The organism is Glycomyces sambucus (assembly GCF_900102815.1).
GTDB lineage: Bacteria > Actinomycetota > Actinomycetes > Mycobacteriales > Micromonosporaceae > Glycomyces > Glycomyces sambucus.
Genome location: NZ_FNGF01000006.1, coordinates 194,578 through 210,991 on the forward strand (window position 1 = coordinate 194,578; position 16,414 = coordinate 210,991).

A 16,414-nucleotide genomic window follows, 5' to 3' on the forward strand; every position below is an offset into this window, starting at 1 on the left:
GGAACGAGCCGGTCAACAGGCCGACAGAACACCTACGTTGTGTTGAAAGCACAGCGACCGAACGCAGCGGAGGACCTGGTATGACATCCACCCTGACGCCCCCGCCCCAGACGGAGGAACGTCCGATCGCGGGCGAGCGCTGCGATCGGTGTAGCGCCGCGGCAAAGCTTCGCGTGACCCTGGCCGAAGGCGGCGACCTCGTCTTCTGCGGCCACCACGCGAACCAGTTCGCCGAGAAGCTCGTGCCGATCGCCATCGACTTCACCGCCGACCCCGAATTCGAGTGGCGCGGCACCGACCTCATGGCCTCGGAGAACTAAGCCCGGATACGTCACAGACTTCAAGGGCCCGAACGGATATCCGTTCGGGCCCTGTGTCGTTGTCCGGGCCCTGTGGTTGCAAGGCGCTGTGTCGTTGCCAGGCCCTGTGTAGTTGCAAGGCCCTGTGTAGTTGCAGGGCGCTGTGTCGTTGCACGGGCCCATGCCGCTGCAAGGACCCGTGCCGCTACCAGGAGCGGATCGCGGCGATCCGCTCCTCCAGCTGCTCGATGGTCGCCTGCGCGCTCGGGGGGCCGCCGCACTTGGAGCGGAGCATCGCGTGGATCTTCCCGTGCGGCTCGTTCGTGGAGAACGAGCGGGCGCCCACGAGCGCGTTCAACTGCTTGCGGAGCTTCAGGCGCCGTTGCGCGTTCGTCATCGGCGGCTCGGCCGCCTGGCGCTCGGCGACCTCGGTGCGGGCGCCGCCCTGCTTCGACATCTGCTCGCGCTGCCGCTTCTGGAGCAGCAGGTGGATCTGCTCGGGCGTCAGGAGCCCCGGCAGGCCCAGGTACTCCTGCTCCTCGTGGCTCCCCGCCTGCACCGGCAGGCCGAACGAACCGCCGTCGAAGATCACCTGGTCGAGCTCGGCGCTCGACTCCAGGGTCTCGCGCTGCCCGCCGAGCTCGGTGCCCTCGTTCAGGACCCGCTGCGCCTGCTCCAGCAGCAGCTCCGGGTCCTGGTCCTCGGCGGACTTGGGCTTGATGACGTGGTCGCGGTCCTGCTCCAGGTTCTCGGCCAGGCTCAGCAGCGGGATCACGCTCGGCAGGAACACCGAGGCGGTCTCGCCGGTGCGCCGCGACCGCACGAAGCGGCCGATGGCCTGCGCGAAGTACAGCGGGGTGTGCGCGTTCGTGGCGTACACGCCGACCGCGAGGCGCGGGATGTCGACGCCCTCGGAGACCATCCGGACCGCCACCAGCCACTCCTCATCGGACACCGCGAACTTCGCGATCTTCTCCGAGGAGCCCGCGTCGTCGGAGAGCACGATCGTGGCGCTCTTGCCGGTGACCCGCTTGAGGATGCCCGCGTACGCGCGGGCCGAGTTCTGGTCCGAGGCGATGATGAGCCCGCCCGCGTCCGGGATGCCCGCCGCGCGCAGCGACACCAGGCGCCGGTCGGCGGCGCGGATGACCTGGCTGATCCACTCCCCCGCGGGGTCGAGGGCCGTGCGCCACGCCTGGCTCGTGAGGTCCTTCGTCAGCGGCTCGCCCAGGCGCACCGCGAGCTCGTCGCCGGCGCTGGAGCGCCACTTGGCCTGGCCCGAGTACGCCATGAACATGACCGGCCGCACGACGCCGTCCGCCAGCGCGTCCCGGTAGCCGTAGATCGCGTCGGCCTTCGAGCGCTTCGCGCCGTCGTCGTACACCTCGTACTCCACGAACGGGATCGGGTTGTCGTCGCTGCGGAACGGGGTGCCGGTGAGCGCCAGGCGCCGCTCGGCCTCCTCGAAGGCGGTCTTGACGCCGTCGCCCCAGGAGCGGGCGTCGCCGGCGTGGTGGATCTCGTCGAGGATCACGAGGGTCCGGCGGGCGAGCGTGCGGCGCTTGTGCACCGCGGGGTCGGCGCCGATCTGCGCATAGGTGAGGACCACGCCGTGGTAGTCGGCGGCACTGTGGACGTCGGAGTTGCGGAACGCCGGGTCGAGCTGGATGCCGAAGCGGGCGGCGGCGCCGGACCACTGGACCTTCAGGTGCTCGGTCGGGCACACGACGGTGACGGTGTCGACGGTGCCGTCGGCGAGCAGGTCGTAGGCGATGCGCAGGGCGAACGTGGTCTTTCCCGCGCCCGGGGTGGCGACGGCCATGAAGTCGCGCTGCTGACCCCGGTGGTACGCGACCATGGCCTTGCGCTGCCATACCCGAAGGGACGGAAGCGATTCGGGCGGGGCGGCCGGGATCATGCGGGCTCCTTCCGGTGGACGACGGACCCGGATGATTCTAGGCCGCGAGACAGGTCACGTTCAGCGCTCCAGGAGGATGGTGTTGGGGCCGACGTTGACACTGCGGACGCGCATCATGGCGCCGAACCGCCCGGTCTCCACGTGCGCCCCCAGGTCGCGCAGGTGGCCCGCGACGGCCTCGACCAGTGGTTCGGCCACCGGACCGGGCGCCGCGCCGTTCCAGGAGGGCCTGCGGCCCTTGCGCGTGTCGGCGTAGAGCGTGAACTGGCTGACCAGCAGGACCGGGGAGCCGTCGTCGGCGGCGGAGCGCTCGCCTGCGCGGATGCGGAGGGTCCAGATCTTCTCGGCGATCCAGCGCGCCTCCGCGTCTCCATCCGTGTGGGTGACGCCGACGAGGACGAGGAGCCCGTCGCCGATCGCGCCGACGCTTTCATCATCGACCGCGCCTTCTTTGACGACGGTGACTTCGGCCTCGCTGACGGTCTGGACGACTGCTCTCATGCCCCCGATCCTGCCCCACCGCGCAGGCGTACGCTCGAAGGGTGGGTCGGCGTGAGAAGACAGCGGTCATCACGGATGCGGCGATGTCCTTGGAGGAGGAGCGCCGGTACCGGACCGTTCGCTACGTCCTGATGATGTCCGTGCGCGGGTTCCTGGTGATCCTGCTCGGGATCCTCGTCATGGCCGACGTCCCGTACCTGTGGCTGTGGCTTCTGTTCGGCGTCGCGGGCATGGCGGTCCTGCCGTGGCTGGCCGTGCTCCTGGCGAACGACCGGGTCGTCAAGCGCCCGGGGTCGTTCTTCCGCCGCGAGCGCCGGGCCGAGACGCTGCCCGCGCCCGACCGGCCGATGATCGATTCGGAGTTAGCGCCGCCTGCGTGGCAAGATTGACGGATCTTGCTTGCCCGCGCGACGAGGAGTGGATCAACGTGAGCGGACTTCCCGAGACCGGGACCGGCGGTCTGGACGGCGGCGGCTCCACCCTGCTCGAAGAGCAGACCGAGACCCAGCCGAACTACACCTACGAGGACGGCGACGAGGAGCGCTTCTCGCACTACGTGCCGAAGGACAAGCTCATGGCCGCCATGGTCGACGGCATCCCGGTGAAGGCCCTGTGCGGGAAGATGTGGGTCCCCACGCGCGACCCCGACCGCTTCCCGATCTGCCCGCAGTGCAAGGACATCTACGAGAAGATGCGCAAGTAGCGCGCCGCGCCGCTCTCACCTTCTCCCGGAGCTCCGGTGTGACCTGGATCTGCCTGCTATAACGCACAGGTGGAGACTGACATCGACGGCGGCGCGGTGACCCTGGTCGCCGAGCTGGCCGGGATCGCCGTGTTCGCCGCCTCCGGCGCGAGCGCCGCGGTCGGCAAGCGACTGGACCTGTTCGGCGTCGTCGTCATCGGCGCCCTGTGCGCCCTCGGCGGCGGCGCCCTGCGCGACGTCCTCATCGACGCCAAGCCCCTGGCGCTCACCGACTGGCGGTACCCGCTGGTGGCCGTGGTCGCCTCGCTGGTGGTGTTCCGGTTCCACCCGGCGCTGTCGCGGATCCGCCCGACGATGCTCGTGCTCGACGCGGCCGGGCTGGCGCTGTTCACCGTGATCGGGACGCTGAAGGGCCTGGACTACGGCTTCGCGGTCTACGCGGCTTGCATCGTCGGTGTACTCTCCGGAATCGGCGGGGGCATCCTGCGCGACATGCTCGTCCAGGAGATCCCGGCGGTCCTGAAGGAGGACTTCTACGCGATGGCGGCCGTGGTCGGGTCGATCATCGTCGCGGTGGGCGCGCGGTGGGAGTCCCAGATCGGGCACTGGACCCTCATGCTGACCGCCATCGCGACGATCTTCGTTGTACGGCTGGTGGCGATCAGGTATCGCTGGGAGGCCCCGAAGCCGAATTTCTGATCGTGTCTCCCGGGTTCGTGCCACCCTTCGCGCCGGGGGATCTGAAAACGTGAAAACCGCTGCAAGCTGGTAAACCCAAGCCCGGTGCCCGCCGGGCCTGGTGCGGGTTCCCTACCCGCACGGGAAGGGAATGCAGCGAAAGGCGAATCCGATGGCACCTGTCGACAGCATCCGTCAGCGTCCGGCTCAGCGACCGGCGCAGCGCGCGACCGAGTACTCCGGCGACCCCGTGCGCGCCTATCTCAACGGCATCGGCAAGCACCGGCTGCTCACCGCCTGCGAAGAGGTCGAGTGCGCCAAGGCCATCGAGGCCGGCCTCATGGCCGAGTGCCGGATCTCCGAGACCACCGACCCCGACCGCCGCTCCGACCTGGCCCGCGTCGCCGCCGACGGCCGCGCCGCCAAGCAGCGGATGCTGGAGTCGAACCTGCGCCTGGTCGTGTCCGTCGCGAAGCGCTACTCCGGCGCCGGGATGAGCCTGCTCGACCTGATCCAGGAGGGCAACCTGGGCCTGATCCGCGCGGTCGAGAAGTTCGACTACCAGAAGGGCTACAAGTTCTCCACGTACGCCACCTGGTGGATCCGCCAGGCCATCAACCGGGCCGTCACCGACCAGTCCCGCACGATCCGCGTCCCCGCCCACACGGTGGACCAGATCAAGCGGATGAACCGGGTGCGCCAGGACCTCATGGCCGAGCTGGGCCGCGAGCCCCGCTACGAGGAGATCGCCCGCGAGCTCGACACGACGCCGGGCAAGGTCCTGGAGCTCATGTCCTACGACCGCGAGCCGGTGAGCCTGGACCAGACCGTCGGCGAGGACGACTCGACGGCCCTGGGCGACCTGGTCGCGCACCTGCCGCGCGAGCGGGCGAACGACGACGCGGTCTCGTACGCGCTGCTGCGCCGCCACATCGCGAACGTGCTCGCCTCCCTCCCCGAGCGGGAACAAACGGTCCTGCGCCTGCGTTTCGGTATCGATGACGGGCGCCAGCGCACGCTCGAGGAGGTCTCGGCCGATTTCGGGCTCTCGCGCGAGCGGGTCCGCCAGATCGAGAAGAACGCGCTGCACCGCCTCCGCCAGCCCGACTACGCGGGACGGCTCGCCGATTATGTGGCCTGATCGCCGTATACCATTGGAGCGGACAGGGGGTCTGGCGGCTACTTGACCCACCCCGCCCGGTGCCCTGCGGGCGGACAGAGTGAAGGAACAGAGCTGTGACCACGGACCTCGTCGACACCACCGAGATGTACCTGCGCACGATCCTCGAACTCGAGGAGGAGGGCGTCCCGGCGCTGCGCGCCCGGATCGCCGAGCGGCTCGAGCAGAGCGGTCCGACGGTCTCGCAGACCGTGGGCCGGATGCAGCGCCACGGCCTGCTGAACGTCAAGAGCGACCGCCACCTCGAACTCACCGAGGAGGGCCGCCGCCAGGCGGTGGCCGTGATGCGCAAGCACCGGCTCGCCGAGCGCCTGCTGGTCGACGTCATCGGGATGTCCTACACCGAGGCGCACGACGAGGCGTGCAAGTGGGAGCACGTCATGAGCGACACCGTCGAGAAGCGCGTGTACGAGCTGCTCAAGCACCCCACCCGGTCGCCGTACGGCAACACCATCCCCGGCCTGTCGGAGCTCGACGCGAACGCGGCCCCCGCGTCGCGCGAGGCCGACGAGCGCCCCATGAGCGTGGTCTCCCCCGGCGCGAAGGTGCGCGTGACGCGCCTGTGCGAGTCGGCCCAGACCCACCCGGACCTGCTGGCCTCGCTGCACGAGGCGGGCGTGGACCCGGGCGCCGAGGTGGTCATCGACCGCCAGGAGGGCGAGGTCGCGGTGACCTCGGGCGGGCGGTCGCTGCGGCTGTCGGTCGACGACGCCGCGAAGATCTTCGCCGTTCCTGTCGTTTAGTCCGAATCACTTGCACTGCAAGCCTTTTCAACAGGACCATTGTGCTTTCAAGGCAGGCGCCTGACTCTTGACCACCGGACTACCGGGGAGTAGGCTGGCCAAAGCGTTGGAAACGGTTTCAATCGCGCGGCAGGTCGACTCTCGGAGCCGACCGGGCCGAAACGCCGCGAACCGCACCGCGCAGCGAACTGCACTCCGCACCTGAGCACCCTCCCCGCACCCCCGGCGGGGAGGGTGCTCGCGTGCGGGCGCGAACGGCCGCCGGAACTGGTCCGGCGGCCGTTCGCATTCGTCGTCCGGTGCCGCGGCTACCCGGCCGCTTCGGCGTGGGCCGCCGCGATGCCGGCGGCGATCTCGGTGAAGCCCGCGACCAGGGCCTCGACGGCGGCAGGGTCGGAGTCCACGGGCGTGGTGTAGCGCATCTCGAAGATGGTGCCGCCGTCGTACCAGCCCATCTCCAGGGCCGGGCCGGCGCCGGTGTCCTCGGTGTGGACGATCCAGTACGCGGCCTCGCCGAGGCCGTCGACGGCCTCGGTGTCGTCGGACAGCTCCTCCTCGTACACCTCGACCGTGGCGTCGGTGCCGATGATGAAGACCGTCAGGTCCGGGTAGGCGGCCTCGCCGGTCTGCACGGCGCAGGTGAGCTGCGCGGGGGCCTCCTCGCCCTCCTCGGCGCCGGGACCGCCCGAGGCGAAGCGGAAGTCCTCGCCGGTGGTCGAGTTCAGCAGCGCGGAGTCGATGAACGGGCACGCGCCCGCGGCGTCGGCGAGGTCGAGCTCCACCGGCGCGGAGTCCTGCTCGGAGGCGGACCCCTCGTTGGCGGCCGTGTCGATCGGTTCACCCCCGGCCGGGTCGGCGTCGTCACCGCACGCGCCGAGCAGGAGCAGGAGCGCCGCCGGGGCGGCGATCAGGAGTCGCTTCACGATGCCTCCCCGTGGGCGACATCGCGGCCGCGCGAGCCCCAGTCGCTCCAGGATCCGATGTACACCGGCGGCGTGGGCCGTCCAGCGGCGGTCAGTGCGAGCGCGCTGCGGGCCGCGCCGACGCCGGAGCCGCAGTAGAACGCGGGCTCGGCGAGGGACGCGTAGCGCTCGCGCACGCGGTCGAGGTCGCCCAGGTCGTCCTCAGCGAGGAACCGGTTGACGGCGCCGGGGATGTGCCCGGCGACCGGGTCGACCGGCTCGAACTCGCCCCGGTAGCGCTCGGGGCTGCGGACGTCGACCAGGTCGTGCTCGGCGGCCCAGGCGGCGGCGCCGTCGGCGTCGAGGACCGGCAGGCCCCCGGGCCGGACGGTGACGTTCCCCTCGGGGCGCTGTGCAAATTTACGGCTCGCAGGCGTCGCCGAGGCTGGGACCTGGGCCTCGACGGGCAGGCCCGCCTCGGTCCACGCCCGCAGACCGCCGGTGAGGACGCGGACGTCCTCCAGGCCGGCCCAGCGCAGGGTCCACCAGGTGCGGGCGGCGGACATGCCGTCGCCGTCGTCGTAGACGAGCACCGGGGAGTCGTCGTCGATCCCGGCGGCGCGCAGGACCGCTTGGAGCGCTTCGGGATCGGGCAGCGGATGGCGGCCGCCCACGGGGCCGGCGGGCCCGCAGACGTCGCGGTCGAAGTCGAGCCAGACCGCCCCGGGCAGGTGCCCCGCGGCGTACTCGGCTTCCTTGGAGTCGCCGCCGAGCGTCCAGCGGACGTCGATTCGGACCGCGTCGGTCCAGGCGGCGGCCGCTTCAGCGTCGATGAGTGGCCTCATGGGTCCCAGGTTATAGGAGGTGCGCGTTCGGGGCTTCGGCCGCCGCCGCGAATTCGGGCATCACGGTCACTAGGATGCCTTTCCGTCGCAGATACGCGTCGCCGCCGGGGGCCGCGACGAAGTTCCCGGGCTCGGGCAGGGCGTACGCGACGCGGGCGACGCCGGCCGCGGCGAGCAGGTGCGCGCAGGGCTCGGGCCGCGAGGCGCGGCGCGCGCACGGCTCCATCGACGAGTAGGCGACCGCGCCGCGCGCGGCCGGTCCGGCCTGTCGCAGGGCGACCTCCTCGGCGTGGTCGCTCGGGTCCTCGGCGCGCGACCACCCCTCGCCGACGACCTCGCCGCCGGCGGCGATCACGGCGCCGACACTGAACGCGGTCGCGGAGGGCGGGCAGCGGCGGGCCAGCTCGCAGGCGCGCGCCATCCACCTCGCATCGTCCTCTTCGGAGGGTCCGCGGGCACCGGGGGGCGTGGTCTCGGCAGGCTGCACGGTGCCCACCGTACCGGCACCGGCTAGGGCAGGGCGGCAGCCCGCGTCCGTTGCCGCGGGCCGATACCATGTGGGAGTCCCCCGACACTCCAGCCACGGTGACGTGCGCGCGGCGGAGACCGCACAGTCGAATTCGAGTTGAGGTGCAGCAGTTTTGGCCGTCCAGTCCCCTCCAGCCCCGACCCAGGCCCCGCCTGCGGGCGGCCGCACCGCGCAGCCGGCCCCGGGCGCGCCTCCCGGGCGGCGGCTCGACCGGGTCGCGGCCGCGCTGCGGCAGACGCCCGGCCAGCTGCGGGGCGTCCTCGCGGTCCTGGCCGCGCTCATCCTCGGCGCCGGGATCACCGGCATGACCTCGATCCTCGCGAAGTCCGCGGTCATCGAGGAGACCACCAGCCAGTCCGGTCGCCTCTCGGTCGCCGCGCTCCAGCTGTACCAGGCGCTGTCGCAGGCCGACGCGACCGCGGCCTCCTCGTACCTGACGGCCGGCACGCCGTCCGAGGACATGAACGAGCAGTACCGGACCGCGCTGCGCGACGCCACCGTGGCGCTCGCGACCGCCGCGGGCGAGGTCAAGACCGCCGCCGACATCGAGCTCGTCGCCGAGCTGAACGCGCGCCTGCCGGTGTACACCGGCCTGGTCGAGTCCGCCCGCACGTTCAACCGGCTCGGCGAGCCGGTCGGCGCGACCTACCAGGAGCAGGCGTCCACGCTCATGCGCGAGCAGATGCTCCCTTCGGCGCATACGCTCCAGGAGAACGCGCTCGCGCAGCTCACCGAGTCCCGCGACGATGCCGGGGCGTTCCCGTACGCCGCCGCCGTGCTCGTCCTGGCCGCGCTCGGCACGCTCCTGTGGGCCCAGATGTGGCTCTCGCGCAAGACGAAGCGCACCTTCAACCTCGGGCTCGTCGGCGCCACCGCGCTCCTCGTGGTCTTCGCCGGCTGGCTCGCGATGGCCTCGGTCGTCTCCGCGAGCCACACCGGCCGCTCCCACGAGGACGGCTCGCGCCCGCTCGAACTGCTCGCGCAGGCCGAGATCGCCGCCCAGCAGGCCCGCGCCGAGGAGTCGCTGCTGCTCATCGCCCGCGGCGAGGACCAGGACGCGGCCGACCGGTACACCGAGCACATGAACGAGCTCGCCTCCGACGGCGGCCTGCTCGACCAGCTCGACGAGGCGTTCAGCGGCGACGCCGCGCTCTCGGACCAGATCGACGCGGCCCGCGACGCGGCCACCGCGTGGAGCAACGGGCACGGCGAGGTCGTCAAGCTCGCCCAGGAGGGCAACTACACCGGTGCCGTGGCGCTCGCCGTGGGCGAGGACGAGGCGAGCCTCCAGACCTCGTTCAACGCCCTCAACGAGGCCCTGACGTCCGCGACCCAGACGAGCGCCGACCGGTTCGCCGAGGCCACCGCCGACGCCCAGCGGGCGCTCTCGGGCGCCGCGGCCGGCCTCGCGGCCCTGTCCCTGGCGGCGCTCATCAGCGCCGCCGTCGGCATCCAGATGCGAGTGGCGGAGTACTACGCATGATTCGATACGCGAAGAGCGCGCTCGCCGCGGCGGCCGCGTGCCTGGTCCTGGCCGCGTGCACGAGCCCGGCCGACATGGAGCCGCCGGAGGTCGACGTCCCGACCCCGCTCCCCGAGGGCGTCGACTTCGACCCCGAGGCCAGCCCCGCCGCCCCCGACACCTCGTGCGACCCGCTCGCGTCCTACTCCCCCGGGTCGGTCACCGCCGAGCAGGCGCGCGCCACGCTCGACGACCCGGACCAGATCAGCATCGGGATCAGCCAGTCCACGAACCTCATGGGCTACCGCGACCCCGAGACGAACGAGCTCGCCGGGTTCGACATCGACATCGCCACCGCGATGGTCCAGGCCGTCATGGGCGACGCGACGAAGGTCCGCTGGGTGCCCATGACCTCCGCCGAGCGCGAGCAGGCCCTGGCCGACGACCGCGTCGACATGGTCGTGCGCACCATGTCCATCACCTGCGAGCGCTGGGAGAACGTCGAGTTCTCCACCGAGTACTACCACGCGGGCCAGCGCCTGCTGGTGACGAAGGACTCCGGGATCGCCGACCTGGCCGAGATGACCGCCGACCAGCAGGTGTGCACGGGCGCGAGCTCGACCTCGGTGGGCAACATCGCGGCGGTCAACGCCGAGGTGCAGCCGGTGACCGTCCCCGACTTCAACGACTGCCTCGTGCTCCTCCAGCAGGGGACCGTGGACGCGGTCGCCATCGACGACACGATCCTCGCCGGCATGGCCGTGCAGGACCCCACGCTCCAGGTCGTGGGCGAGACGTTCTCGGTGGAGTCGTACGGGATCGCGTTCGAGAAGGACAACACCGACCTCGCGCGGTTCGTCAACGGCGCCCTGGCGGCGATGATCGCCGACGGCCGCTGGCAGTCCTCCTACGACAAGTGGCTGGCCGGCCCGCTCGCCTCGGACGCCGCCGCCCTGACCACGAAGTACCGGGATTGAGGGAAGCCGCATGAGCGACCAGCAGCCGCCGCCCGAGCACACCCAGCGGTACCAGCCCGGCCAGTACCAGCAGCCGCAGATCGAGGAGAGCGACACGCTCGCGGTCCGCAGGCGCATGTCGACGCCCCCGGCCGTGCCGCCGCAGCCGGGCTTCGCCCCCGCGCCGCCGGCTCCGGCCGCGGGGCAGCCGGTGGCGGCGCTCCCGCCGGGGACGGCGGCACTGTCCCCGCCGAGCATGACCACGCCGGTCGGTCCGCCGCAGGCGTACGCGGGGTCGCCGGCCCCGATCGTGCCCCCGAACGGGCAGTCGCAGCAGGTCCTGCCCGCGAACGCGGTCGTGTCGGCGCCGCCCGCGCCCTACCGGGCCCCGGCTGCGCCGATGCCGCAGCCGATCACCGGCCCGGTGACCCGCTCGACCACGTCGAGCACCCGCCAGCGCGGGGGCCTGTCGGACATGCCGCCGGTGCCGCCGCGCGACCCCGCCGAGGCGGTCATGGCGGACCCGAAGGTGCCCGAGCACAAGCGGTTCTGCTCCTCGTGCGGCAAGCCCGTGGGGCGGCCCCAGGCGGGCCGCGGCGGGCGCGTGGAGGGCTTCTGCCCGCACTGCCGCGCGCGGTACTGGTTCACGCCCTCGCTGAGCCCCGGGGACCTCCTGTCGGACCGGTACGAGGTGCTGGGCGCGATCGCGCACGGCGGGCTCGGCTGGATCTACCTCGCGAACGACCGGAACTTCGCCGACGACCTGACGCAGCGCTGGGTGGTCATCAAGGGCCTCATCAACACCTCCGACGAGGACGCGATCGAGGCCGCGATCAACGAGCGGCGGTTCCTGGTCGGGGTCGACCACCCGAACGTGGTCGACATCCACGACTTCGTGACCTCGGTGGACCCGCGCTCGGGCCAGCTCCAGTCGTTCATCGTCATGGAGTACATCGCCGGGAAGTCCCTGCGCGACATCCGCGACGCGGTCGACGAGGACGGCGAGCGCCGGCCGCTGCCGCTGGAGCAGGTGCTCACCTACACCGCCGAGCTGCTGCCCGCGTTCAGCTACCTGCACGACCGCAACCTGCTGTTCTGCGACTTCAAGCCGGACAACATCATCCACGTCGAGACCTGGCTCAAGCTCATCGACCTCGGGGCCGTGCGCCACGCCGAGGACATGGAGTCGGCGATCTACGGGACGCCCGGGTACTCGGTGCCGAACGACGAGATCCTCTCCGTGGGGCCCTCGGTGACCTCGGACCTGTACACGATCGGCCGGTCGATGGCCGTGCTGGCGCTGGACTTCAAGGGCTTCACGAGCACGTACCGCGACCGGCTGCCGCCGGCGTCGGAGGCGCCGCAGTTCGCCGAGTACGGGTCGTTCCACCGGCTCCTGCTGCGCGCGTGCCACATCGAGCCGCGCTCGCGGTTCCAGGACGCCGACGACATGCGCACCCAGGTGCGCGGGGTCCTCCACGAGGTCCAGTCGGTGCAGCGCGGCGAGCCGCGGTTCGAGCCGTCGACGCTGTTCTCCGGCGAGCAGTCGGTGTTCGGCGAACCGGACGTGGAGTACGACCTCCACGCGGTCGGGGACCCGTTCGACGTGGCGCACGCGCTGCCGTCGCCGATGGTGGACCTGGCCGACCCGATGGCGGCGTTCCTGGCGACCCAGCAGGCCACCGACGTGAACGGGATCCTCGCGGAGCTGAACTCGGCGCCGCAGCAGAGCCCGGAGGTGCAGCTGCGGCGGGTGCGGACCCTCGTGAACGCGGGCGAGCTGCACCAGGCCGCGGCGGTGCTCGACCAGTTCGCGCAGCGCGAGGGCAACACGTGGCAGGTGACGTGGCTGCGCGGGATCATCTCGCTGCTGGCCGCCGACTTCGCCACGGCCGCGGCGCACTTCGACGCGGTCTACTCGCACCTGCCCGGAGAATTGTCGCCGCGCCTGGCCCTGGCCGCGTGCGCGGAGCTGGCCGGGCGCCCGGACCTGGCCCTGCCGCACTACACGCGGATCTGGGCCTGCGACCACCGGTTCGTGTCGGCCGCGTACGGGCGGGCGCGCCTGCTCGACCTCGAGGGCAACTCGACCGACGCGATCACGACGCTGCACCAGGTCCCGAAGACCTCGGCGCAGTACGGGATCGCGCAGACCGCGGCGATCCAGACGGCGCTGCACTCGCGCACCGCGCCGCCGTCGCTGCTGGACCTGCATCACATGGCGGGGCGCCTGGACGAGCTCAAGCTCGAACCGCGCCGCCGCCACCTCGTCTCCACCCGCATCCTGCACCTGGCGCTGGAGACGGTGGAGCGCACGGGTCCGGCCGGCGAGCCGCCGGTCTTCGGGGCCCGCCCCGAGGAGCGGGAGCTGCGCCTGGCGCTGGAGCGGGCCTACCGGGACCTCGCCCACGCCTGCACCCGCAGGGAGGACCAGGTGTACTACTTCGACCTGGCCAACCGCCACCGCCCCCGCACCATGCTGTAGCGAAGGAGCCCTATGCAGCCCTCACCGACCATGGGCGCCGCGAAGCGTTGCACCGCTTGCGGACTGCCCGCCGACCTCGGCCGATTCTGCGAGGACTGCGGCGGGGAGTTGGAGGAGTTCGAGGTCCCCGCCGAAGCCGTCCCGTGGCGGTCCTCGGCGGCGGTCGAGGAGAACCCCGAGCACCCGGGCGGCTCCGACGACCACCTGTCGTTCGCGATGCCCGGCATCGGCGCGGCGACGGACGTCGGGAAGCGCCACCACTACAACCAGGACTCGATCGCGATCGCCCTCGCCGAGGACGGGCGCAAGATCACCGTCGTGTGCGACGGGGTCTCGGGCGCCTCGGACTCCGAGCGCGCGTCACTCGCAGGAGTGGAAGCGGCCGTGACGGAGATCCGCTCGGCGCTGGCCGAGGGCCTGTCGGCGGAGGACGCGTCGCGGCGCGGGGTGGGCGCGGCCCACTCGGCGGTGGCGGCGGTCGGCAAGCAGTACCCGAACTCGCCGCCGTCCTCGACGTACGTCTCGGCGGTCGTGGAGGGGAACCAGGCCGTGCTGTGCTGGGTGGGTGACTCGCGGGCGTACTGGGCCGGCGAGAAGGAGGCCCGGTGCCTGACGGTGGACGACACGATCCAGGCCCGCCTGGAGTACCAGGGGGTCGACCCCTCGGACGAGCGGTACAAGAACCCGTACGCGAAAGCCCTGCTCGCGTGGCTCGGGGCGGACGCCCCGACGCTGAACCCGAACCTCCTCCGCGTGGATCTGGGGGGCGGGCATGTCGTAGTGTGCAGCGATGGTCTGTCGCGTTATTTCAATGACGATCACGACCTTCTGCCACTGCCGGACGGCAGTGTTGGCGAGAAGGCGGTAGCGTTGACACGACAAGCGCTCGCCAACGGCGGGCATGACAACATCAGTGTCGCGGTGGTGGAACTCGAATCCCCCGGTTCGGTCCAGGTCGACGAACGTGCGCGCGAGCGCGCGGACCAGGAGTCCCCGAACGGGCAGAACGGGCCCGCCCCGCTGCTTGATGTCGTCAGCGAGGCCGAGTACACCCAAATGCTTGGAGGGGGACGACCTTGACCTACCAGCCGACCTACGGCGGTGCCCCACAGCCGGGCGGGTACCAGTGCGCGTGCGGGGCGTTCCCGCAGGCGCAGTTCTGCGAGCAGTGCGGGACCCCCAACCCGGCGTGGCAGCAAGGCCAGCCTCCGCAGTCCCCTGCCGCCTTCGGGCAGGGCTACGCGTCGAACGACCCGTACGGGCAGCCCGACCCCTACGGCCAGCAGCAGCCGCCGCAGGGCTACGGGCAGGACCCGTACGGCCAGCCGCAGCAGCAGGACCCCTACGGCCAGCAGCAGCAGGGGTACGGCCAGGACCCGTACGGGCAGTCGCAGCCCCAGGGCGGCGGCTACGGCCAGGACCCTTACGGCCAGCAGCCGCAGCAGGGGTACGGGCAGGACCCGTACGGGCAGTCGCAGCCCCAGCAGGGCTACGGCCAGGACCCCTACGGGCAGCCGCAGCAGCAGGACCCGTACGGCCAGCAGCCGGGCGGGTACGGGCAGGACCCCTACGGGCAGCCCTCGCAGCCGCAGGACCCGTACGGCCAGCCGCAGCAGGACCCCTACGGGCAGCAGCCCGGCGGGTACGGGCAGGACCCGTACGCGCAGCAGTCGTACGCGCCGACCTCGGCGCCCCCCGGGCCGCCCCCGGGCGTGCCGGCCGCGCCGTTCGGCGCCCCGACCTCCGCCCCGCCCTCGACGGGCACCGGCGGGTTCTCGATGCCGGACGCGCAGCCCGCGGACCTCGCGTCGAACTACGCGCCCTCGCAGGCGGCCACCCGCTGGGGCGTCGCCGTCACCGCGGACCAGGGCTACTTCAACAAGGTCGCGGCCTCGGACGGGGCCTCGCAGCTCCAGTACCCGTCGTTCGCGAAGCCGCGCCGGTTCCCGCTCGACAAGGGCGACCTGACGATCGGCCGCTACTCGGCGAAGCGGGGCATCACCCCGGACATCGACCTCTCGGGCGACGTCGCGGACCCGGGCGTGAGCGCGCAGCACGCGCGGCTGTTCGCCAAGCCGGACGGCTCCTGGACGATCATGGACGTCGGCTCCTCGAACGGCACGTTCCTCAACGGCTCCGACGAGCCGCTGTCGCCGAACGTGGAGTTCCCGGTCGGGGACGGCACCTACATCAACATCGGTGCGTGGACGCGCCTGACGATCCACTACGAGGGTTAAGACGAGCGGAAGGGCCGGGTCTGGGACCCGGCCCTTTCGCGTTGCCGTCGTAGGTGCTCAGCCCCTCAAGCCGCGCCTCTGACGAACTGCGCCACGGCGCTGCCCACGGCCGGGCTCACCAGGATCTTGCGGTGGCCCAGGCCCTCGGTCGCCAGGAGCTCGGCGTTCGGCCAGGCGGCGGCGACGGCCTCGCCGTGGCGGAACGGGTTGGGCCGGTCGCGGCGGTCGTGGACGATGAGCGCCGGGGACTGCACGTCGAGTCCGCGCAGGGAGAAGTCGTCGAGCTTGACGCCGGCCTTGGCCTCCCCGAGGGGCGCGAGGCGGTCCATGATGCGCGGGCCCACGGGCACGATCGCGCCGATGGTGTCGCGGAAGCCCTCCTTGCCGCCGATGAACGGGGCGAGCATCGCCAGGCGCACCCGCGCGAGGTCGACGCCGTTCATGAGCAGGCCGTGGACGGCGCTCAGGCAGCCCATGGAGTGGCCGACGACCGCGTACGGGTCGCCGAACTTGCTGTGGACGGCGCTCATGGTCTCCACGAGGTGGAGGCCGTTGGCGTGCCGGTCGCCCCAGGGGCCGGGGCCGGAGTTGCCGTGGCTCGGGGCGTCGAAGGCGACCACGCGGTAGCCGGAGGCGACGAGGGTCGCGGCGATGAACTTGAAGTCGCCGGTCGAACCGCCCCAGCCGTGCACGAGGTAGACGAGGGGGCCCTCGCCCCAGTCGTAGCCCCACACGGTCGCGCCGAGGGAGTCGAGCTCGAACACGTTCGCGCCGGCCGGGGCCTCGCCGCGGAGGCGCTTGTCGGGGCCGGCGGGGAGCCGGAACCACATCTCGCACAGGAACTTCGCGGCCGGTCCGGGCGCGATGCGCTCGGCGGCGGTGAAGGCGGATCGGAGGTACCAAGGAGCACGAACGGTCGTGCTTTTCTTTGCCGAGGCGGTGCTCGGTGCGGTGGACGCCATGGGTGCGTGGCCTT

The 16,414-nt window shown here is 72.0% G+C and carries 17 protein-coding genes; 11 read left to right on the top strand and 6 right to left on the bottom strand.

Annotation, left to right across the window (positions count from 1 at the left end; genetic code table 11):
* Positions 1-80 precede the first annotated feature (80 nt).
* Complete coding sequence (locus BLS99_RS27680; protein ID WP_091053111.1) at positions 81-320, top strand: DUF7455 domain-containing protein; 240 nt, start codon at positions 81-83, stop codon at positions 318-320.
* Positions 321-504: 184 nt separating this feature from the next.
* On the opposite strand, the gene BLS99_RS18745 is transcribed toward BLS99_RS27680, so the two are convergent.
* Both BLS99_RS18745 and dtd read right to left on the bottom strand, forming a co-directional pair.
* Positions 505-2,217, bottom strand: coding sequence for a DEAD/DEAH box helicase (locus BLS99_RS18745; RefSeq protein WP_091053114.1), 1,713 nt, complete (start codon positions 2,215-2,217; stop codon positions 505-507).
* Positions 2,218-2,277: 60 nt separating this feature from the next.
* Positions 2,278-2,718 (bottom strand): D-aminoacyl-tRNA deacylase, encoded by a 441-nt coding sequence (gene dtd / locus BLS99_RS18750; protein WP_091053117.1) that lies wholly within the window; start codon positions 2,716-2,718, stop codon positions 2,278-2,280.
* Positions 2,719-2,759: 41 nt separating this feature from the next.
* Between dtd and BLS99_RS18755 the strand changes: the two genes are divergently transcribed.
* The 5 genes from BLS99_RS18755 (at position 2,760) to BLS99_RS18775 (ending at position 6,022) form a co-directional block, all read left to right on the top strand.
* Entirely contained in the window at positions 2,760-3,107 is a 348-nt protein-coding gene (locus BLS99_RS18755) for a DUF3099 domain-containing protein (RefSeq protein WP_281243618.1), read from the top strand.
* Positions 3,108-3,178: 71 nt separating this feature from the next.
* Positions 3,179-3,421, top strand: coding sequence for a DUF3039 domain-containing protein (locus tag BLS99_RS18760; RefSeq protein WP_091053535.1), 243 nt, complete (start codon positions 3,179-3,181; stop codon positions 3,419-3,421).
* A gap of 69 nt (positions 3,422-3,490) precedes the next feature.
* On the top strand, positions 3,491-4,120 hold the full coding sequence (locus BLS99_RS18765; RefSeq protein WP_245712311.1) for a trimeric intracellular cation channel family protein: 630 nt from the start codon (positions 3,491-3,493) through the stop codon (positions 4,118-4,120).
* Between the two features lie 151 nt (positions 4,121-4,271).
* Entirely contained in the window at positions 4,272-5,240 is a 969-nt protein-coding gene (locus tag BLS99_RS18770; RefSeq protein ID WP_091053122.1) for a sigma-70 family RNA polymerase sigma factor, read from the top strand.
* 95 nt (positions 5,241-5,335) lie between these two features.
* The gene (locus BLS99_RS18775; protein ID WP_091053125.1) at positions 5,336-6,022 is read left to right on the top strand and encodes a metal-dependent transcriptional regulator; all 687 of its coding nucleotides are present in this window, start codon (positions 5,336-5,338) and stop codon (positions 6,020-6,022) included.
* Between the two features lie 308 nt (positions 6,023-6,330).
* Here the strand turns inward: BLS99_RS18775 and BLS99_RS18780 are convergent, their stop codons facing one another.
* Genes BLS99_RS18780 through BLS99_RS18790 form a run of 3 tightly spaced genes read right to left on the bottom strand, consistent with a single transcriptional unit; the run spans position 6,331 to position 8,256 of the window.
* Entirely contained in the window at positions 6,331-6,945 is a 615-nt protein-coding gene (locus BLS99_RS18780; RefSeq protein ID WP_091053126.1) for a hypothetical protein, read from the bottom strand.
* Complete coding sequence (locus BLS99_RS18785; RefSeq protein WP_091053129.1) at positions 6,942-7,769, bottom strand: sulfurtransferase; 828 nt, start codon at positions 7,767-7,769, stop codon at positions 6,942-6,944. The genes BLS99_RS18780 and BLS99_RS18785 overlap by 4 nt, the downstream gene beginning before the upstream one ends.
* Before the next feature lie 10 nt (positions 7,770-7,779).
* Positions 7,780-8,256, bottom strand: a complete 477-nt coding sequence (locus BLS99_RS18790; protein ID WP_218126690.1) for a deaminase — start codon at positions 8,254-8,256, stop codon at positions 7,780-7,782.
* A gap of 154 nt (positions 8,257-8,410) precedes the next feature.
* On the opposite strand from BLS99_RS18790, the gene BLS99_RS18795 reads away from it, so the two are divergent.
* From BLS99_RS18795 to BLS99_RS18815, 5 genes are read left to right on the top strand one after another with little or no spacing between them, the layout of a single operon-like run.
* Entirely contained in the window at positions 8,411-9,781 is a 1,371-nt protein-coding gene (locus tag BLS99_RS18795; protein ID WP_091053134.1) for a hypothetical protein, read from the top strand.
* Complete coding sequence (locus tag BLS99_RS18800; RefSeq protein WP_091053137.1) at positions 9,778-10,737, top strand: glutamate ABC transporter substrate-binding protein; 960 nt, start codon at positions 9,778-9,780, stop codon at positions 10,735-10,737. The genes BLS99_RS18795 and BLS99_RS18800 overlap by 4 nt, the downstream gene beginning before the upstream one ends.
* 10 nt (positions 10,738-10,747) lie before the next feature.
* Complete coding sequence (locus BLS99_RS18805; RefSeq protein ID WP_091053140.1) at positions 10,748-13,201, top strand: serine/threonine-protein kinase; 2,454 nt, start codon at positions 10,748-10,750, stop codon at positions 13,199-13,201.
* A gap of 12 nt (positions 13,202-13,213) precedes the next feature.
* Positions 13,214-14,281: a PP2C family protein-serine/threonine phosphatase gene (locus BLS99_RS18810; RefSeq protein WP_091053142.1), complete on the top strand. Its 1,068-nt coding sequence runs from the start codon at positions 13,214-13,216 to the stop codon at positions 14,279-14,281.
* Positions 14,278-15,438, top strand: coding sequence for an FHA domain-containing protein (locus tag BLS99_RS18815; protein WP_091053144.1), 1,161 nt, complete (start codon positions 14,278-14,280; stop codon positions 15,436-15,438). Before BLS99_RS18810 ends, BLS99_RS18815 begins: the two co-directional genes overlap by 4 nt.
* Before the next feature lie 65 nt (positions 15,439-15,503).
* Here the strand turns inward: BLS99_RS18815 and BLS99_RS18820 are convergent, their stop codons facing one another.
* Positions 15,504-16,400 carry an alpha/beta fold hydrolase gene (locus BLS99_RS18820; RefSeq protein WP_091053146.1) on the bottom strand — a complete coding sequence of 299 codons (897 nt, stop codon included), beginning with the start codon at positions 16,398-16,400 and terminating at the stop codon, positions 15,504-15,506.
* Positions 16,401-16,414 lie beyond the last annotated feature (14 nt).

Bases quoted from the DNA above. Each gene is read 5' to 3' on its own strand.
- BLS99_RS27680 (WP_091053111.1), top strand. From the start codon at position 81: ATGACATCCACCCTGACGCCCCCGCCCCAGACGGAGGAACGTCCGATC.
- BLS99_RS18745 (WP_091053114.1), bottom strand. From the start codon at position 2,217: ATGATCCCGGCCGCCCCGCCCGAATCGCTTCCGTCCCTTCGGGTATGG.
- dtd (WP_091053117.1), bottom strand. From the start codon at position 2,718: ATGAGAGCAGTCGTCCAGACCGTCAGCGAGGCCGAAGTCACCGTCGTC.
- BLS99_RS18770 (WP_091053122.1), top strand. From the start codon at position 4,272: ATGGCACCTGTCGACAGCATCCGTCAGCGTCCGGCTCAGCGACCGGCG.
- BLS99_RS18785 (WP_091053129.1), bottom strand. From the start codon at position 7,769: ATGAGGCCACTCATCGACGCTGAAGCGGCCGCCGCCTGGACCGACGCG.
- BLS99_RS18800 (WP_091053137.1), top strand. From the start codon at position 9,778: ATGATTCGATACGCGAAGAGCGCGCTCGCCGCGGCGGCCGCGTGCCTG.
- BLS99_RS18805 (WP_091053140.1), top strand. From the start codon at position 10,748: ATGAGCGACCAGCAGCCGCCGCCCGAGCACACCCAGCGGTACCAGCCC.
- BLS99_RS18810 (WP_091053142.1), top strand. From the start codon at position 13,214: ATGCAGCCCTCACCGACCATGGGCGCCGCGAAGCGTTGCACCGCTTGC.
- BLS99_RS18820 (WP_091053146.1), bottom strand. From the start codon at position 16,400: ATGGCGTCCACCGCACCGAGCACCGCCTCGGCAAAGAAAAGCACGACC.